The organism is Gordonia sp. p3-SID1431 (assembly GCF_025143765.1).
Classification (GTDB): Bacteria; Actinomycetota; Actinomycetes; order Mycobacteriales; family Mycobacteriaceae; genus Gordonia; species Gordonia hongkongensis.
Genome location: NZ_JAMBDT010000002.1, coordinates 1 through 15,794, shown reverse-complemented (window position 1 = coordinate 15,794; position 15,794 = coordinate 1). Strand labels below are relative to the sequence as shown.

At 68.8% G+C, this 15,794-nt stretch carries 17 protein-coding genes and 2 pseudogenes; 8 read left to right on the top strand and 11 right to left on the bottom strand.

All coding sequences use genetic code 11. The annotated features are described in order from the left end of the window. Positions 1-85 precede the first annotated feature (85 nt). A complete protein-coding gene (locus tag M4D77_RS01030) occupies positions 86-532 on the top strand; it encodes an STAS domain-containing protein (RefSeq protein WP_065632496.1) in 447 nt (148 codons plus the stop codon). A gap of 91 nt (positions 533-623) precedes the next feature. Here M4D77_RS01030 and M4D77_RS01025 read toward each other — a convergent pair whose 3' ends face one another. Both M4D77_RS01025 and M4D77_RS01020 read right to left on the bottom strand, forming a co-directional pair. Further along, complete coding sequence (locus M4D77_RS01025) at positions 624-1,307, bottom strand: GAF and ANTAR domain-containing protein (RefSeq protein WP_259935345.1); 684 nt, start codon at positions 1,305-1,307, stop codon at positions 624-626. Positions 1,308-1,438: 131 nt separating this feature from the next. Continuing rightward, on the bottom strand, positions 1,439-2,626 hold the full coding sequence (locus tag M4D77_RS01020) for an acyl-CoA dehydrogenase family protein (protein WP_259935344.1): 1,188 nt from the start codon (positions 2,624-2,626) through the stop codon (positions 1,439-1,441). A 131-nt stretch (positions 2,627-2,757) separates the two neighbouring features. Between M4D77_RS01020 and M4D77_RS01015 the strand changes: the two genes are divergently transcribed. Then, complete coding sequence (locus M4D77_RS01015; RefSeq protein ID WP_259935343.1) at positions 2,758-3,765, top strand: LacI family DNA-binding transcriptional regulator; 1,008 nt, start codon at positions 2,758-2,760, stop codon at positions 3,763-3,765. 3 nt (positions 3,766-3,768) lie between these two features. Here M4D77_RS01015 and M4D77_RS01010 read toward each other — a convergent pair whose 3' ends face one another. Both M4D77_RS01010 and M4D77_RS01005 read right to left on the bottom strand, forming a co-directional pair. Next, positions 3,769-4,086: a DUF2470 domain-containing protein gene (locus M4D77_RS01010; RefSeq protein WP_259935342.1), complete on the bottom strand. Its 318-nt coding sequence runs from the start codon at positions 4,084-4,086 to the stop codon at positions 3,769-3,771. Then, positions 4,079-4,810 (bottom strand): tyrosine-protein phosphatase, encoded by a 732-nt coding sequence (locus M4D77_RS01005; RefSeq protein ID WP_259935341.1) that lies wholly within the window; start codon positions 4,808-4,810, stop codon positions 4,079-4,081. Before M4D77_RS01005 ends, M4D77_RS01010 begins: the two co-directional genes overlap by 8 nt. A gap of 93 nt (positions 4,811-4,903) precedes the next feature. On the opposite strand from M4D77_RS01005, the pseudogene M4D77_RS01000 reads away from it, so the two are divergent. Beyond that, positions 4,904-5,536, top strand: a pseudogene (locus M4D77_RS01000) (flavin reductase family protein). 24 nt (positions 5,537-5,560) lie between these two features. On the opposite strand, the gene M4D77_RS00995 reads toward M4D77_RS01000, so the two are convergent. The 7 genes from M4D77_RS00995 to M4D77_RS00965 form a co-directional block, all read right to left on the bottom strand. Beyond that, the gene (locus M4D77_RS00995; protein WP_259935340.1) at positions 5,561-6,508 is read right to left on the bottom strand and encodes a PfkB family carbohydrate kinase; all 948 of its coding nucleotides are present in this window, start codon (positions 6,506-6,508) and stop codon (positions 5,561-5,563) included. Next, positions 6,505-7,080, bottom strand: coding sequence for a zeta toxin family protein (locus M4D77_RS00990; RefSeq protein WP_247450284.1), 576 nt, complete (start codon positions 7,078-7,080; stop codon positions 6,505-6,507). Before M4D77_RS00990 ends, M4D77_RS00995 begins: the two co-directional genes overlap by 4 nt. After that, positions 7,077-7,460: a TA system antitoxin ParD family protein gene (locus M4D77_RS00985; protein WP_137809475.1), complete on the bottom strand. Its 384-nt coding sequence runs from the start codon at positions 7,458-7,460 to the stop codon at positions 7,077-7,079. Before M4D77_RS00985 ends, M4D77_RS00990 begins: the two co-directional genes overlap by 4 nt. A gap of 123 nt (positions 7,461-7,583) precedes the next feature. Beyond that, positions 7,584-8,132, bottom strand: a complete 549-nt coding sequence (gene msrA / locus M4D77_RS00980; RefSeq protein ID WP_259935339.1) for a peptide-methionine (S)-S-oxide reductase MsrA — start codon at positions 8,130-8,132, stop codon at positions 7,584-7,586. Then, positions 8,129-8,614 carry a peptide-methionine (R)-S-oxide reductase MsrB gene (msrB, locus tag M4D77_RS00975; protein WP_259935338.1) on the bottom strand — a complete coding sequence of 162 codons (486 nt, stop codon included), beginning with the start codon at positions 8,612-8,614 and terminating at the stop codon, positions 8,129-8,131. Before msrB ends, msrA begins: the two co-directional genes overlap by 4 nt. A 156-nt stretch (positions 8,615-8,770) precedes the next feature. After that, entirely contained in the window at positions 8,771-10,036 is a 1,266-nt protein-coding gene (locus M4D77_RS00970) for an acyl-CoA dehydrogenase family protein (protein ID WP_259935337.1), read from the bottom strand. 36 nt (positions 10,037-10,072) lie between these two features. After that, a complete protein-coding gene (locus M4D77_RS00965) occupies positions 10,073-11,161 on the bottom strand; it encodes a VOC family protein (protein WP_137809478.1) in 1,089 nt (362 codons plus the stop codon). A 246-nt stretch (positions 11,162-11,407) separates the two neighbouring features. On the opposite strand from M4D77_RS00965, the gene M4D77_RS00960 reads away from it, so the two are divergent. The 5 genes and pseudogenes from M4D77_RS00960 to M4D77_RS00940 form a co-directional block, all read left to right on the top strand. Beyond that, on the top strand, positions 11,408-12,301 hold the full coding sequence (locus M4D77_RS00960; protein ID WP_078113761.1) for an acetaldehyde dehydrogenase (acetylating): 894 nt from the start codon (positions 11,408-11,410) through the stop codon (positions 12,299-12,301). Beyond that, positions 12,298-13,353 (top strand): 4-hydroxy-2-oxovalerate aldolase, encoded by a 1,056-nt coding sequence (dmpG, locus tag M4D77_RS00955; RefSeq protein ID WP_259935336.1) that lies wholly within the window; start codon positions 12,298-12,300, stop codon positions 13,351-13,353. The genes M4D77_RS00960 and dmpG overlap by 4 nt, the downstream gene beginning before the upstream one ends. Positions 13,354-13,357: 4 nt before the next feature. Continuing rightward, positions 13,358-14,851, top strand: coding sequence for an aldehyde dehydrogenase (locus M4D77_RS00950; RefSeq protein ID WP_259935335.1), 1,494 nt, complete (start codon positions 13,358-13,360; stop codon positions 14,849-14,851). A gap of 5 nt (positions 14,852-14,856) precedes the next feature. Continuing rightward, the gene (locus M4D77_RS00945; RefSeq protein WP_068970814.1) at positions 14,857-15,609 is read left to right on the top strand and encodes an SDR family NAD(P)-dependent oxidoreductase; all 753 of its coding nucleotides are present in this window, start codon (positions 14,857-14,859) and stop codon (positions 15,607-15,609) included. Between the two features lie 43 nt (positions 15,610-15,652). Next, positions 15,653-15,794: pseudogene (locus M4D77_RS00940) on the top strand (tautomerase family protein); the annotation flags it as partial.

Genomic DNA, 15,794 nt, shown 5'->3' with positions numbered 1-15,794 from the left:
CTGACGCCGATTCGGCGCAGCACCAAGGCTTCCGATCCAGAAGTGACGGTCGTGGCCAGACGCACTTGACTGAATTGAGAACATCATGGCTCTCACCTCTTCGACCATCTTCCGTTCGGCGTTCGATCCCACTGCGGAGTCCGCGCCGAAGGCCCATTCCCACCAGTTGGTCTCCCCGAAATCGTATTGCGTGCAAGGCTTCTCCGGCAGCGTCGACCGCGACTCGGCGGCCGACTTCGCCGCCGCTCTCGACCGCGTGATCAGCGGCCCCGTCGACGGCATCGTCCTCGACTTCTCGGGCCTGAACTTCTTCGGGACCGTCGGGTTGGTGCTACTGCGTTCGTTCATCGACGACGCCGGTCGCCGATTCGTCCCAGTGGTGGTCGTGGGTGGCCGCGCGGTGACCCGCCCCCTCGAACTCTGCGGAATGGCGCCGTATGTCAAGACTTTCGAGTCCATCGAGGACGCGGGACGCGCTCTGACCCAGGATCAGGTCGGGCCGAGCACGATGGAGTTCACCGTCACCGAGTGACCAACCTTGCCCCGTGAGATGCAGGGAGCGGGTCTCCTGCCCCCTAAGGTGCGAGGAGCGCAAGCGACGAGCCTCGAAGGGTCGCGTCAGGTCACCGTGTGACGGTGATCTGCCGCGCGATGTCGACCAGCTTGGTGTTCGAGTCCTGCGACAGGCGCTTCAGCAGGTCGAAGGCGGCCACCGCGTCGATGTCGAACCGTTCCATCAGCATGCCCTTGGCCTGACCGATGACGTCCCGGTTGGCCAGGGCGCTGTGGAACTGCTTGTCCTTCTTCACCTTGTTCCACGCGAGGGCGGCATGCGTCGCGAAGACCACCCCGATGTCCTCGGCGTGAAGGTCGAAGGCGAACGGCTCGTCGGCGTAGAGGTTCAACGCCCCGATCGCCGTGGTGTCGGCGAAGAGCTGGAACGACAGGACGGAACGAATCGGCGTCTCGACGAGCGCGCGGCGGCGGTATTCGGGCCAGCGCTGCTCTTTCTCGAGGTCGTCGACTCGGACGATGCGATCGGCGAGCGCTGCCGAGATGCACGGTCCCTCACCGAGTTCCGCTTGAATACGGTCGTGTACGTCGGCAACGTCGTGCGTGGACCCGAACGACGCGATCGATTTTCGGTCGATTGCGACGGTGAGGCCGGCGTACGCGACTCCGGGGATGTCGACCAGCGCGTTCTCGACGATCGTCTTCGCAACCTGCTCGTCGGAGTCGTCGCCGTGGAGTTCACGCGCCAGATCCGCGATCTTGCGGTGAACGTCATCGTCAGCCGGATCGGTCATGGTCGAACCCCTTTCGACGCCCGACGTGAGCGAACGACCACGGACGCGCATTGTTCGGCGTGCTCGTCCAACGTAACCCACTGCGCCACGTTCCGTGGGCGCCGGTGGTTACCGCCAGGCGCCTGACTGCCTCAGCGAAACGCCGCCGACCCGGTGAGTGCGCGCCCGATCGTGAGCTGGTGGACCTCCGAGGTCCCCTCGTAGGTGAGCACCGACTCCAGGTTGTTGGCGTGCCGGATCACCGGATACTCCAGAGTGATGCCGTTCGCGCCCAGGATGGTTCGGCATTCGCGGGCGATCGCGATCGCCTCGCGCGTGCTGTTCAGCTTGCCGGTGCTGACCTGCTCGGGCGTGAGTTCGCCGCGGTCCTTCAGACGGCCGAGGTGGTAGGCCAGCAGGTGACCCTTGCCCACCTCGAGCGCCATGTCGGCGATCTTGGTCTGGGTGATCTGGTAGCCGGCCAGCGGCTTGTCGAACACCTGGCGGGACTGCGCGTACTCGATGGCCGCCTCGAGGCAGTCGCGGGCGGCACCCATCGCTCCAAAGATGATCCCGAAGCGGGCCTCGCCGAGAGCGGTCAGCGGTCCGCGCAGCCCCTCCGCCTTCGGCAGCATCGCCGAGGCGGGAAGGCGCACGTCGTCGAACACGAGCTCGGAGGTGACCGAGGCGCGCAGCGACATCTTCTTGGTGATCTCCGGCGCCGAGAACCCCGGTGTGTCGGTCGGGACGACGAACCCGCGGATGCCGCCGGGACTGTCGGCGAGGTCGGTCTGCGCCCACACCACCGCGACGTCGGCGATCGAACCGTTGGTGATCCACATCTTCGTCCCGTTGAGCACCCAGTCGTCGCCGTCCCGCTTCGCGTGGGTGCGCATACCGGACGGGTTGGACCCGAAGTCGGGCTCGGTCAGACCGAAACAGCCGATCGCCTCGCCCGCCGCCATCCGCGGCAGCCATTCGTTCTTCTGCTCCTCCGAACCCCAGTGGTGAATGGAGAACATCGCCAGCGAGCCCTGCACCGAGACCAGGCTGCGGATACCGGAGTCGACGGCCTCGAGTTCCAGGCACGTCAATCCGTAGGACATCGCGCTCATCCCGGGGCAGCCGTAGCCCTCGAGGTGCATGCCGAGCGCTCCGAGCCCGCCCAGCTCGCGGGCGATGTCGCGGGCCGGCAGGCGGGCCTCCTCGAACCAGTCGGCGATGTGCGGACGCAACTTCGAGGCCGCGAAGTCCCGCACGCTGTCACGGATCGCGATCTCGTCGGCGTCCAGCAACGAGTCCAGGGCGAAGAGCTGGGGCAACGTGCTGGTGCGGGACATGGCGGACCTCCGTCGAGAATGGGACTCGCGGCGGGCGGGGGCCGTCGACGAGAACGTTTGCACGAACGTTTGCATCGCCTAAGGTAGGTGTTCGATGCCCATCGGGTCAATCGGGAAGAGAGAGGATCAGCGTGGTCAGTGGTCAGCGCGCCCCCACGCTGAAGGAGATCGCCCGGCGTGCCGGCGTACACGTGTCCACCGCCTCCCGGGTGCTGCGACAGTCCGAGCCCGCCGACGGGTGGTCGGCGTCGGCCCTGCGGGTGCGGGAGGTCGCCGACCAGCTCGGTTACCAGCGCAATGTGTGGGCGGCCAGCCTGCGGACCCGCCGAACCACCACGATCGGGGTCGTGATGACCCGCCTCACCGACGGCGTCGTGGCCACGACCTACCAGGGCATCGAACAGGCGGCCACCCGGGCCGGGTACTCGGTCCTGCTGTCGTCCCCGCCCGACGAGGGGGCCGCTCAGCGACGGGCCATCGAACTCCTCGTCGGCCGGCAGGTCGACGGTCTGCTGCTGAGCGGATTACACCTGCCGGGCCGGGACTTCGTGGAGTCCCTGCGGGTCGGCGACCTCCCGATGCTCACCCTCACCCGGCACGCCGAGGCCGGACTCCCCTTCGTCGGCGGCGACGACGTGCGCGGCGGACGCATCGCCGCCCGGCATCTCCTGGAGCGCGGTCACACCGACCTCGCCGTCATCGGCGGGCCCGGCCACGCCACGACGGCCACCGACCGGCTCCGCGGGTTCCGCGCCGAGCTGGCTCATGCCGGGATCACGCTGTCCGACGACCGCATCGTCGCTTCCGACTTCGAGGTTCACGGCGGGACGGCGGCCGGGCGTGCACTGCTCGATCGTCCGGACCGTCCCCGGGCGATCTTCGCGGTGTCGGACACCATCGCCATCGGAGTCCTCGGTGTCGCCCGCGACCTCGGACTCCGCATCCCCGACGACCTCGCCCTGATCGGCTACAACGACATCCCGGTGGCCGCCCAGCTCCCCGTGCCGCTCACGACGGTCCGCTCCCCCGCTCGGGAGATCGGCGAGACCGCGGTGCGCGGCCTCCTCGACCTCGCCGCCGGGCGGGACGTCGAATCCCGCCGCCTCCCGGTCGAACTGATGGTTCGCGGGAGCACGTGACCCTCAGGATGCAGAGGTACCCGAACGTTCTTGCGCCGCACGGAACATCGCGACGACCGCGGTGCGGACGTCGCCACGATCGCGGACCGGGCGATCCCAGGCGAGCCGCACCCCGACGACCCCCTCGGGAACCGTGGCGTCGAACGTCGCTGCCTCGTGGTCGAATCCGGTCATCCGCGCCGCGACCGCATCGGGCCGCCCGCCCAGCGCACGGCAGATCAGCAGCGAGTCGTCGGCACGATCGTCGATCATGTGCGCGAGCACGGCTGCCACGACATCCGGGCTGAATTGCGCTGACTCCGAAGTGTTCTCGTCAGTCACGCCCGGCCTCCTCGGCCTCGGGACGCACGAACCCCGAGACCCAGCCCCGGAAGTGGTCGACGTCGCCGCCGTGCTCCTCGAACCATCCCCACGCACCACCGCGCGCACCGGTCACGTCCTCGACGACGAGCTCGATGGCCTCGCGCGGGGTGCGCAGGATCGGGGCGTCCAGCGTGGTGCCCGCCGGAATCCGCTTGCGAGACCGCAGACGCGCGAACACCCCGGCGATGCCGTCCTCGGTGCGGTGGTAATCGGTGACGACCGCTTCCTCGTCGACGCCCGCCAACAGCAGGGCGATCGCGATGATCACCCCGGTCCGGTCCTTGCCGGCAGCACAATGCACTAGCGTCGCGCCCTCGGAGTCGAACTCGTTCAGCGCGCCGGTGAGCCGATGCCCGCCCGTGCGCATCATCGCGGTGTAGATCTCGACGAGCGCGGTGTCGGCGAGGCGGTCGACGCGGGCACCCGAGGACACCGGACGGTGCACGACGCGAACGTTCGGCGGCCAGGTGACGGCCATCCGGCCCAGCTCGGTGGGGTCGCGCAGATCGACGACGGTCGCCGGCGGCCAGGGCAGGCCGACGGGGTCCTCGTCGTCGGGATACGGGGCATCGCTGCGGATCAGCACGTTGGCGGCGGTGACGCCGCCGCCGGCGACCCGCATACCGCCCAGGTCCCGGATGTTGGCGAAGGTCCGCAGGTCAGAGGCGGAGGAGAGGGTCACGGCGGTCCCGATCGTCGATGTGCGCGGTGGTCGGTCGCACCTCACCTTACGCAGGCGATGGAACGGTTGGCGGGCTGACGTACCGTGGCGATGGTGACGACCTACCACTCCTACGAGCCGTCGCAGGGCCACCGACTCTCCCACGACCCGGTGAATGCCATCGTCGCGCCGCGGCCGATCGGCTGGATCTCGACGGTGTCCGACGACGGCGTCGGCAACCTCGCGCCCTACAGCTTCTTCAACCTCTTCAACTACACGCCGCCAATCGTCGGTTTCGCCAGCGTCGGTTACAAGGACACCGTCGCCAACTCGATCGGGTCCGGCGAGTTCGTCTGGAATCTCGCGACCGACGGCCTCGGCGAGCAGATGAACGCCACCTCGGCTGCGGTGCCCGCCGGCGAGGACGAGTTCGACGTCGCCGGCCTGACGCGCCTCGCCTCTGATCTCGTGGCCCCGCCACGGGTCGGCGAGAGTCCGGTGAGTTTCGAGTGCCGAACCACCCAGTCGTTCTAATTACGCACGGCCGCAGGCGACCTCGTCGACACCTGGATGGTGCTGGGCGAGGTGGTCAAGATCCACATCGCCACCCATCTGTTGCGCGACGACCAGACGTACGACACGGCCGGCGCTCGACCGCTGCTGCGCGCGGGCGGGCAGGGCGACTACTTCCTGCCCAGCGACGACCATCACCGGTTCATGAAACGGCCGAAACCGGCTACCCGCTAGCGGTTCCCTCCCGGCCGGTTCCGCTCACATCGCGCGGCGGATCTCGTCGTCGCTCGGCATCCCCGCCCGGGCACCGACCGCCGCGACGGACAGCGACGCCGCCGCGACACCACGTCTCGCCGCCTCGACGACCGTCGAGCCGGCGGCGAGCGCGGCCACGAACACGCCGTTGAAGGTGTCACCCGCACCGGTCGTGTCGACGACCCGCGCGACCCGTCCGGCGGGGAGCGAGATCACCTCGGACGCGGGGTCGGCGATCAGGACGCCATCGGCACCGAGGGTCACGAGAACCGGTGCGCCCGTTCGGGATGCGACCGCCGTCGCCTGTTCGGCCGCCGATATCTCCGGCGCGGCCACACCCTCGGAGACGAGTCCGTACAGGTCCCGCAGTTCAGAGGAGTTGGGCGTCAGTACCGGCGCCGACGCCATCAGGTCGACGGTCGACGGCAACACCGGGGCGGGGTTGACGACGCAGCGGATATCCCGGGCGGCGGCCGTCGTGACCGCCGCGGCGACGGCGTCGGCCGGGATCTCGGTGCTGACGAGGACACAGCCGGCCCAGCCCGCCGCACGGTCAACGGCGGCACGGACCTCGTCGGTGCCGAGGACGGCATTCGCGCCTGCCCCGACGGCGATCTGGTTCTCCCCGTGCGGATCGACGACGATCAGCGCCATCCCGGTGGCGACGCCGTCGAGCACGTCCACGTCCGTCACGTCGACACCGGAGTCCCGCAGTTCGGCGAGTGCACTCGCGCCCATGTCGTCGGAACCCACAGCGCCGCAGTAACGCACCTCGGCACCCGCACGCGCCGCGGCGACGGCGGCGTTCGCTCCCTTGCCGCCGCCGTGACGTGTCACGGTCGGACCGACGACCGTCTCACCGGGCCCCGGCAGACGGTCGGTCGCCACCACGAGATCGACGTTGACAGCGCCGACGACGAGAAGCCGGCCGGCTCGATCGAGGGATGTCATCGTGCCTTCGTATCCGTCAGCGCACCCGGCGTCCAGTCCGGCCAGTCGGGTACGCCGGCGACCAGACCGTCGACGTACCGCGCGACGATGCGCGTGGTCGGTCGCTCGTTGGCGTACACGGTTGCCAGGTCACTCCGCGCGATGGCCGTCCGGACGAGCGGCCACAGGCGTCGGAACCGCTCGCGGATCTTGACCTCGGGGACCGCGTGCCCGCCACTGTCCACGCGCAATCGGACGCGATGGACCGCGAGAGCCTCGGGGATCATCACGACGTGCAGCGCGACTCGGTATCCGGCGGTGTGCGCACGTTCGATGAGCTCCAGTTTCGAGGGGTGCGAGAAGACCGTCTCGGCGATGAATGAGGTGCCGCGCTCGATGAGAGTGTCGCGGGTCGCCGCCGCCAACCGGGCGGCGTCGTAGGAATGGGCTTCCGCGGAGTCGGGCCACCGCTGCCGGGCGATCAGGTCGGCGTTGACGAAGGGCACATGCAGCAGGGGTTGCAGATGGCGCTCGACCAGCGTCGACTTACCCGCGCCGTTGCATCCGACGACCAGATCGAGCCGCGGAGTCACTGCTCGAGGATGACGCTCGTCCCGTCGGGGCGGTATTCGACGAGCCGTCCGGCGTCATCGACGACCACCGAGGACAACCCTGCCGCGGCACGACGATCCACGTGGTCGTCGGTCGCGAGCCGCGCTTCGAGATGAGCGTCGATCTCGGCGTCGTAGACGACGGCTTCCTCTGCGGTCAGCACTTCTCCCGGCAGATCGCCCGCCAGCGCGGCCTCGACCCGCTGACGCGACGCGGTGGTGCGCTGCGAGACGCTGCGCCCCAGACGCGCCCAGTGTTCGAGTTGCTGCCGCGCCGACCGCTGCTCTCGCGCGCCCTCCCGGGCCGCATCGGTCACCAATGCAGCAGACAGCCGGGTCACCTTGTCCGTACCGGTGCTCATCGCACACCTCCCGCGCGTGTGTAGCAGAGTGCTACATCGCCCCAGCATACGCCGACGAACCCGTCGACGGTCGTTGTCGCATGACCGTCGACGGGCGTCGGCACTGTCAGCCGGCCTCGCGCGTCACCGCGTGGACGCCGCGTCCCGCTTCGGCAGCACCCATCCCGGTCGCGGGAAGTGGCAGGTGTAGCCGTTCGGGAAGTTGAGCAGGTAGTCCTGATGCTCGGGCTCGGCCTGCCAGAACGGACCCAGCTCCTCGATCGTCGTGACCGCCTTGCCGGGCCACAGTCCGGACGCATCGACATCGGCGATGGTGTCCCGGGCGATGAGCTCCTGCTCAGGTGTCACCGGGAAGATCGCCGAGCGGTAGCTCGGGCCGACGTCGTTCCCCTGCCGGTCACGCGTGGACGGGTCGTGGATCTGGAAGAAGAAGGCCAGAATGTCGCGATACGACGTCTGGCTCGGGTCGAAGATGATTTCCACCGCCTCCGCGTGCCCGGGGTGGTTGCGGTAGGTGGCGTGGTCGTTCTGTCCGCCCGTGTAGCCGACCCGGGTGTCCAGGACGCCGGGTTGCTTGCGGATCAGGTCTTCCATGCCCCAGAAGCAGCCGCCCGCGAGGACCGCGGTCTCGGTGCCGGGGCGGACGGTGATCTGGCCGGTGTCGGTCGTCATGCGTTCTCCTCCTGGGTGTCGGAATCGGCGGCATCGGTGCCGCTGAACAGGTGTGCGTACTCGCCGTACCCTTCGGCCTCGAGCTCGCCTGCCGGGATGAACCGCAGCGACGCCGAGTTCATGCAGTAGCGCTGCCCGCCCGCGTCGCGCGGACCGTCGTCGAAGAGGTGCCCGAGGTGACTGTCGGCGCCGGACGACCGCACCTCGGTGCGTCGCATCCACAGCGTCCGGTCGGACTTGGTGGCCACCGCGTCGGGCTCGACGGGCCGGGTGAAGCTCGGCCAGCCGGTGCCGCTGTCGTACTTGTCGGTCGACGAGAACAGCGGCTGCCCGGACACGACGTCGACGTAGAGGCCGGGTTCGTGGTTGTCCCAGTACTCGTTGTCGAAGGCACGCTCGGTGCCGTCACCCTGGGTGACGCGGTATTGGATGTCGGTGAGGCGGCTCAACGCCTCGGGGGTCTTGCGGTAGGTGTTGCTCACGTTTCCTCCTGCTGACGCTCCCCCGGCTCCGTCGAGCGACGGCGCTCGGAAGGCGTCACCGTGCACAACACCACCATGCCCCGATTTGGTCCCGCGACTCCAAGGGCCGCCGCCCACCGGGGTGGACGACGGCCCGGAGGGTCGTCAGCGCGCTGCTCAGCCCACGACGTCGCGACCGAAGATCTGCCGCGCGAGCACCCACCGCTGTACCTCGCTGGCGCCCTCGTAGATCTCCCCGATCTTGCTGTCCCGGTACAGGGCCTCGACCGGACCCGACGAGTCGTCGTCGCCGAGCTCCTGCGTGAATCCGAAGCCGCCGAACGCCTGGACCGCGTCGCGGGCCATCTGGACCGCGACCTCGGTGCCGCGCAGCTTGGCCATCGCCGCCTCCGGTTCGGGGAAGCGCGTTCCGGCGTCGAGCCGCATCGCGGCCTTGATGTACAGGTCACGTGAGACCGCGATCTCGGTCGCGCGGTCGGCCATGAGGAACTGCCAGTGCTGTCGGGCCGCGAGAGGTGCGCCGAACGCAACCCGGGTGCGTAGGTGTGCCGCGGTGCGGTCGAAGGCGGCCTGCGCCATCCCGACACCCGCGGCCGCGATCCCGATGCGCCCGTAGGTCAGCGTCTGCAGGGCGACCTTCAGCCCACCGCCCTCGGTCCCGAGCAGGGTCTCCGGTCCCAGCTCCACGTCGTCGAGGTGAACGTCGGCGGTGATCTGCCCCTTGTTACCGAGCTTGCGGTCGGGCGTGCCCACCCGGACGCCCGGAGTGTCGGTCGGGACGATGAACGTCGAGAGCCGATCACCGGTGCGGGCGAGGACCACCACGAACGCGGCGACGATGGAATTGGTGATCCATCGCTTGCGTCCGTTCAGCACCCACCCGTCGCCGCGGCGGTGCGCCACGGTCCGAACCGCCTCGGGAGACAGATCACTCGACGCGGCCGGCTCGCTGGTGGCGAACGCGCCCACGATCTCGCCGGCGACGACCGGAGCCAGCCACCGGCGGCGCTGCTCGGGCGTGCCCTGATTGACCGCGTTGCCCGCGAGGATGCAGTGGACGTCGAAGATCGCGGCGACGCTGTTCGAGAAGTACGCCAGCTCCTCCACAGCGGTGGCCGTGGCGGTCGCCGGGTGGGCCAGTCCGTCGCCGCCGACATCGGTCGCGAAGGGGATGCGGTAGACCCCTGCCGAGGCCAACCGGTCGAACACGTCGCGCGGGAAGCCGTCGAGCCGTTCGTCGCCGCGCGCGATCCGATCGGCCACCGGGGCGACGTCGCGGAGCACGACCTCGCGAACCCGGCGGCGGACCTCGGCGACCTCGTCGGGCGACACCAGGTCGTGGTAGAGGGTGTCGGCGATCCGCGGCGGCTGGTCGGGCGTGCCGCCGGACGACGACACCGCGGCGATGTCGATGACAGTCAAGGGTTCTCCTGATCGCGTCGGAATTCGCGAGTCGGCTCAGACCGGCGCATTCGCCACGGCCCGGGACTGCTCGATCTCGTCGGGCACGAGTTCGACGACCGCCTCGGCCTCTGGCGCGGGCCCGCCCGGTCCGAAGTCGGCGAAGGCCGTGATGTGCTCGTCGAGCGGGAGCGGATTGGGCGTGCCGTAGGTGAAGTAGGTCTCCCACGGCAGCTTCGCACCGCCGACGGCCAGACCGGTGTCGATGTCGGACATCTGCCAGGTCTTCGTCTCGGCGGACGGGTCGAGATGCAGGTATCCGGACTCGCCGAACAACTCGATGCGGTTGCCACCGGGTTCGAACACGTACAGGAACTGGCCCTGGGTGATCCCGTGCCGGTCCGGGCCGGCCTCGATGCGGATGTCGTACTCGCGGAACATCTCCACGGCGTCGATGTTGTGCTGACCCGTGCCGTAGTAGAAGGCGAGGTGATGCAGTTTGCCGCGCCCGCCGGTCATGTCGCGCATGCAGGCGACCTCGTGGCCGAGGATGTTCGAGCTCATCCAGGCGCCGATCTCGACATCCCCGTCGACGACGCGCTCGGTGGTGCGGAACCCGAGATGTCGCTCGAACTCGGTCTTGACGGCAGTGACGTCGGAGGCCATCAGGTTCAGGTGGTCGATCCGCTTCACCGGGATGCCCTGTAACGGCTTCTTCGACGGCCGGGTGAGGATCTTGCTCTGCAGTTCGGGTGGTGCGACGTACTTCTCGGCTTCCCAGAGCAGCGAGAAGTCGTGACCGTCGGCGGTCTTGTACGCCAGGGTCTTGCCGTAGCCGAATTCGTCTTCGTGCCAGGAGGTCTCGATGTTCGCACCCTGCAGTGAGGCGGCGCGCCGTTCGAGCGCCTCCGGCGAGCTGGTCCGCAGGCCGGCATGACCCATCCCGGGCTCGGCGGCCTCGGTGATCTTCAGGCTCCAGGGGTAGGGGTCCTCGTAGGCCCGGAGGTAGACGGACTGGCCCTCGCGCCGGGTGACGTACATGCCCAGGAATCGGGTGAAGAAGTCGAGGGTCTCCTGCGGCTTCGGGGTCAACAGTTCGGCACGGGCGAGGTGCGCGACATCGAAGCGTGCGGCGTTCTCGGTCATCGGTTCTCCTGTGGATCGGATGCCACCGGATCTCGGTGGCTGCTGGCTGATGACCTTCAGCATGGCGACGAGTTGTGACTGCCGTCACCGCCATTCGGGATATCCGAACAACGGTGCCGCCGATGCGCTCCGCGTTCGGACTGCCCGTGCCTTGGCCCCGGAGACGGCAACCGCTCCTTAGGTTCGGTGTCGAGCACGCCGACGGCGACCGAGACCGAACGTGCGCACGAGCAGAGGAGACATGCGATGAGCCGGTTGACCGCCGCCATTGTGGGATCGGGCAACATCGGGACGGACCTGATGTACAAACTGCTGCGGTCCGAGTACGTAGAACCGGTCCACATGGTCGGGATCGATTCCGCCAGTGAGGGTTTGCGCCGGGCGCGCGAGGAAGGACTCGAGGCGTCGGCCGAGGGCGTGGACTGGTTGCTACGGCAGTCCTCGCCCCCCGACCTCGTCTTCGAGGCCACCTCCGCCAAGGTCCACGCCGCCGTCGCGCCCCGCTACGCCGACGCGGGGATCACCGCGATCGATCTGACGCCCGCCTCGGTCGGCCCTTACGTCGTCCCCGCGGTCAACCTCCGCGAACACGTGAACGCGCCCAACGTGAACATGGTGAGCTGCGCCGGGCAAGCCACCATCCCGATCCTCCACGCGATCAACCAGGCCGCCGACGCCGCCTACGGAGAGATCGTCGCGGCCATCGCGTCGGCGAGTGCGGGTCCGGGAACGCGGCAGAATCTGAGCGAGTTCAGCGAGAAGACGGGGCGCGCCCTGGCGCAGGTCGCGGGAGCGGACCGGGCCAAGGCGATCTCGGTGATCAACCCGGCCGAACCGCCGATGAACATGCGCGACACGGTGTATGCGAAAGTGCGCAACCCTGATCCCGTGGCCATCGAACGCGCCGTGGTCGACATGGTCGCCGAGGTCCAGCGCTACGTCCCCGGTTACACCCTCAAGCTCGTCGACACCGATGGCGATCTGGTGACCGTGATGCTCGAGGTCGTCGGCGCCGGCGACTTCTTACCCACGTACGCAGGCAATCTCGACATCATCACCGCGGCCGCCGTGCAGGTCGCCGAGGTGATGGCGCAGGAGAGGGCCGCGACAGCGACACTTCAGACAGGAGCACTGCGATGACCAGCCAGTCCCCGGCCCGCGGGCCACGATCGGTCACCCTCGTCGACACGACGCTGCGTGACGGGATGTCGAGTGTCTCGCACCGGTTCACCACACGCGACGTCGCCGCCATCGCGGCCGGCCTCGACCGGGCCGGCGTCCCGACAATCGAAGTGGCACACGGCATCGGTCTCGGTGCGTCGTCGGTCCAGTACGGCTTCGCCGCGGCCACCGACCCCGAGTACGTGCGCGCCGCCGTCGACGCGGTCGACAACGCCGACATCGCGGCCCTCTACGTGCCGGGTATCGCGACGCTGAACGAACTGCGGGCGGCGGTGGACGCCGGCATCTCGACCGTCCGCGTCGCCGTCCACTGCACCGAGGCGGACTGCGGGCAGCAGCCCGTCGAGTGGGCGAAGGAGAACGGGCTCACCGTGATGACCTTCCTGATGATGAGCCACAAACTCGAACCCGATGCACTCGCCGAGCAGGCCGCGAAGTTCGACTCCTACGGCGCCGACGTGGTGTACGTGGTCGACTCCGCGGGTGCGCTCGTCCCGCAGCAAGTCGGCGAGCGGGTCGCGGCACTGCGTGGGGCAATCTCGGCGGACATCGGTTTCCACGCCCACAACAACCTCGGTGTCGGGATCGCCAACGCGCTCACCGCCGCCGAGAACGGTGCCACCTACATCGACGGCTCGCTACGGGGGCTCGGCGCCAGTGCCGGCAATGCCCAGACCGAAGTCCTCGCCGCCGCATTCGAACGCGCGGGCTGGGACACCGGCGTCGAGCTGTTCCCGCTCATCGACACCGCCGAGAACGTCGTGGCCCCACTGATGACCGAGCCGCAGATCGTCGACGAGACCGCGCTCGTGCTCGGCTACGCGGGTGTGTATTCCACGTTCTTCCACCCCACCAAGCGCGCCGCGAAGAAGTTCGGCGTCCCCGCCCGGGACATCCTGCTCGAACTCGGCCGTCGCGGCGTCATCGGCGGCCAGGAAGACATGATCATCGATGTGGCCTCCGAATTGGCGGGCCGCACCTACGAGACGCCGGTCGCGGCGGAGGTGTGAGGAAATGACTCTTTCCAGCCATCTGAAAAACACCGATCAGAGCGGTACTGCCGAGGTTCGCCACCTCATCGGGAACGAGTGGCGGACGGCCTCGGACGGTGCGACGTTCGAGTCGCGCGACCCGCATGACGGCACGTTGCTCGCGCGGGTGGCGCGCGGCACCGCCGACGACGGTCTCGCTGCGATCGACTCTGCCCGAGCAGCTTTCGACGACGGGCCGTGGCCGCAGATGTCACCCAAGGAACGCGCGGCGATCCTGCATGCGGTCGCCGACGCCGTCGACGAGCACCGAGAGGAGCTGGCACAGCTCGAAACCCGTGACGGCGGCAAGACGATCACGCAGTCGCTGCACGCCGAGATCCCGCGGGTGGCCCACAACCTGCGCTTCTTCGCCGATTACGTCTCGATGGCCGCGAACGAGGCCTACCCGGACGGCGATCTGCTCTCCTACGTCCTCTACCCGCCCGCCGGGGTCGTGTCCGCGATCAGTCCGTGGAACGCGCCGCTGATGCTGGCGACATGGAAGATCGCGCCCGCACTTGCCTTCGGCAACACCGTGGTACTCAAACCGGCACCGCAGACACCGTTGACCGCCAACCGTTTCGCGCAGATCGCGCTCGAGGCGGGTCTGCCGCCCGGGGTGCTCAACGTCGTCCACGGCTTCGGTGGTGAGGCCGTCGCCGGACCGCTGACCTCCGATCCGCGCGTCGACCGCATCACCTTCACCGGATCGAGTGCCACGGGCGTGAAGATCCTGCAGGCGGCCGCCGCGAACCACACGCCTGTCTCGGCCGAGATGGGTGGCAAGTCGGCCAACATCGTGTTCGCCGACGCCGATCTCGATGTGGCCGTGCCGATGTCCCTTCGGGCCATCTTCGGCGGCAACGGGCAGGTCTGCCTGTCGGGTTCGCGACTGCTGGTGCAGAACTCGATCCGCGAGCAGTTCGTCGAGCGCTTCGTCGAGGAGGCGCGGAAGCTCGTGGTCGGGGACCCGAAGGACCCGACGACGTTCATGGGGCCGCTCATCGAGCAGCGTCACCTCGACAAGGTGCACAGCTACGTCGAACTCGCGCAGGATGAAGGCGGCAAGATCATCACCGGCGGCGAACGACTCACCGACCCCGATCGGGCGGGCGGCTTCTACTATCCGCCGACCGTCATCACCGGCCTGACCAATGACTCCCGCACGGCACGTGAGGAGATCTTCGGTCCCGTCGAGACGGTTCTGGGCTTCGACACCGAAGAGGAGGCGCTGCGCATCACCAATGACTCCCCCTACGGTCTCGCCGGAATCCTGTTCACGCAGAACCTCGATCGGGCTCATCGGATGGCCGCGCGCTGGAAGGCCGGCACGGTCTGGATCAACACCTTCTTCGAACGCGATCTCCGGCTGCCCTTCGGCGGTGAGGGCATCAGCGGCCTGGGCCGTGAGGGTGGCCAGTACTCACGCGAGTTCTTCACCGAACCCCGTGCGGTGACCCTGCGCATCCGGAAGTAGGACCCGTGTCCACAACCGAGACATGTGTGGTCGTCGGCGCGACCGGCGCGATGGGGACCGTGTTCACACGACGCCTGGTGGCACGCGGGATGCGGGTTCTCGCGGTGGGGCGCCGTGCCGAGGAACTCGAACAGCTCGCGGCAACAGACGAACTGATCATCCCGTGCGCGGCCGACATCGCCGAGGACTGGTCCGTGGACGCGATCCGATCCTGCCTCGACGGGCCCGTACGACTCGCGGTGTTCGCGGCCGGTCTCCCGGTGCGCGGCTCCGCGGACGCGATCGAGCCATCGCTGCTGGCCACCGCGGCCAACATCAAGGTGGCCGGCACCGTCCGGTTGCTGCGAGCAGTCCGCGACCATCTCGCCGACGGCTCGCGGTTCGTAGCGGTCGCGGGTTCACTCGGACTCGAACCGGGGCCCCTCGACGCGGGACCGGGTACCGCCAATGCCGCGTTGTTCAATCTGATGCGACAGATCTCGGCACTCTACGGACCCCGGGGTGTCACCGTGCACACCATCGCGCCCGGGCCCATCGACACCCCTCGGCTCCGCGCCTTCGTCGACACCGAATCGCGTGAGACCGGGGCCGCGCCGCAGGAGATCTGGGACAGGTACACGGCCAAGACCTCGCTGGGTCGCCTGCCCACACTGGACGAGATCGCCTGGCTCGTCGAGATGTTGCTCGAGCCCCAGGCCGCCGTGCTGCACGGCAGCGTCCTCAACGCCGACGGCGGAACTCGCCACGGCATCCAGTAGCCCGGTCCGAAACGGACGCGGGCACTTCCCGAACGGAGCCAACATGCCGGTTGCACACTTCCACATCCCCGTCGGCAGCGCGTCCACCGAGCAGCGCGCCGCTCTGCTGACCGCCGCGAGTGCGGCCTACTCCCGCATCCTCGACTCACCGATCGAGCGGGTACGCGCCTTCGTCGTGCAGTACG

What these genes read in the sequence shown, in the direction of transcription:
- M4D77_RS00985 (WP_137809475.1), bottom strand. Translation starts at nt 7,460, where the DNA reads ATGAGCACCGGTACGGACAAGGTGACCCGGCTGTCTGCTGCATTGGTG.
- M4D77_RS00950 (WP_259935335.1), top strand. Translation starts at nt 13,358, where the DNA reads ATGACTCTTTCCAGCCATCTGAAAAACACCGATCAGAGCGGTACTGCC.
- M4D77_RS00995 (WP_259935340.1), bottom strand. Translation starts at nt 6,508, where the DNA reads ATGACATCCCTCGATCGAGCCGGCCGGCTTCTCGTCGTCGGCGCTGTC.
- dmpG (WP_259935336.1), top strand. Translation starts at nt 12,298, where the DNA reads ATGACCAGCCAGTCCCCGGCCCGCGGGCCACGATCGGTCACCCTCGTC.
- msrA (WP_259935339.1), bottom strand. Translation starts at nt 8,132, where the DNA reads ATGACGACCGACACCGGCCAGATCACCGTCCGCCCCGGCACCGAGACC.
- M4D77_RS01030 (WP_065632496.1), top strand. Translation starts at nt 86, where the DNA reads ATGGCTCTCACCTCTTCGACCATCTTCCGTTCGGCGTTCGATCCCACT.
- M4D77_RS00960 (WP_078113761.1), top strand. Translation starts at nt 11,408, where the DNA reads ATGAGCCGGTTGACCGCCGCCATTGTGGGATCGGGCAACATCGGGACG.
- M4D77_RS00965 (WP_137809478.1), bottom strand. Translation starts at nt 11,161, where the DNA reads ATGACCGAGAACGCCGCACGCTTCGATGTCGCGCACCTCGCCCGTGCC.
- M4D77_RS01020 (WP_259935344.1), bottom strand. Translation starts at nt 2,626, where the DNA reads ATGTCCCGCACCAGCACGTTGCCCCAGCTCTTCGCCCTGGACTCGTTG.
- M4D77_RS01025 (WP_259935345.1), bottom strand. Translation starts at nt 1,307, where the DNA reads ATGACCGATCCGGCTGACGATGACGTTCACCGCAAGATCGCGGATCTG.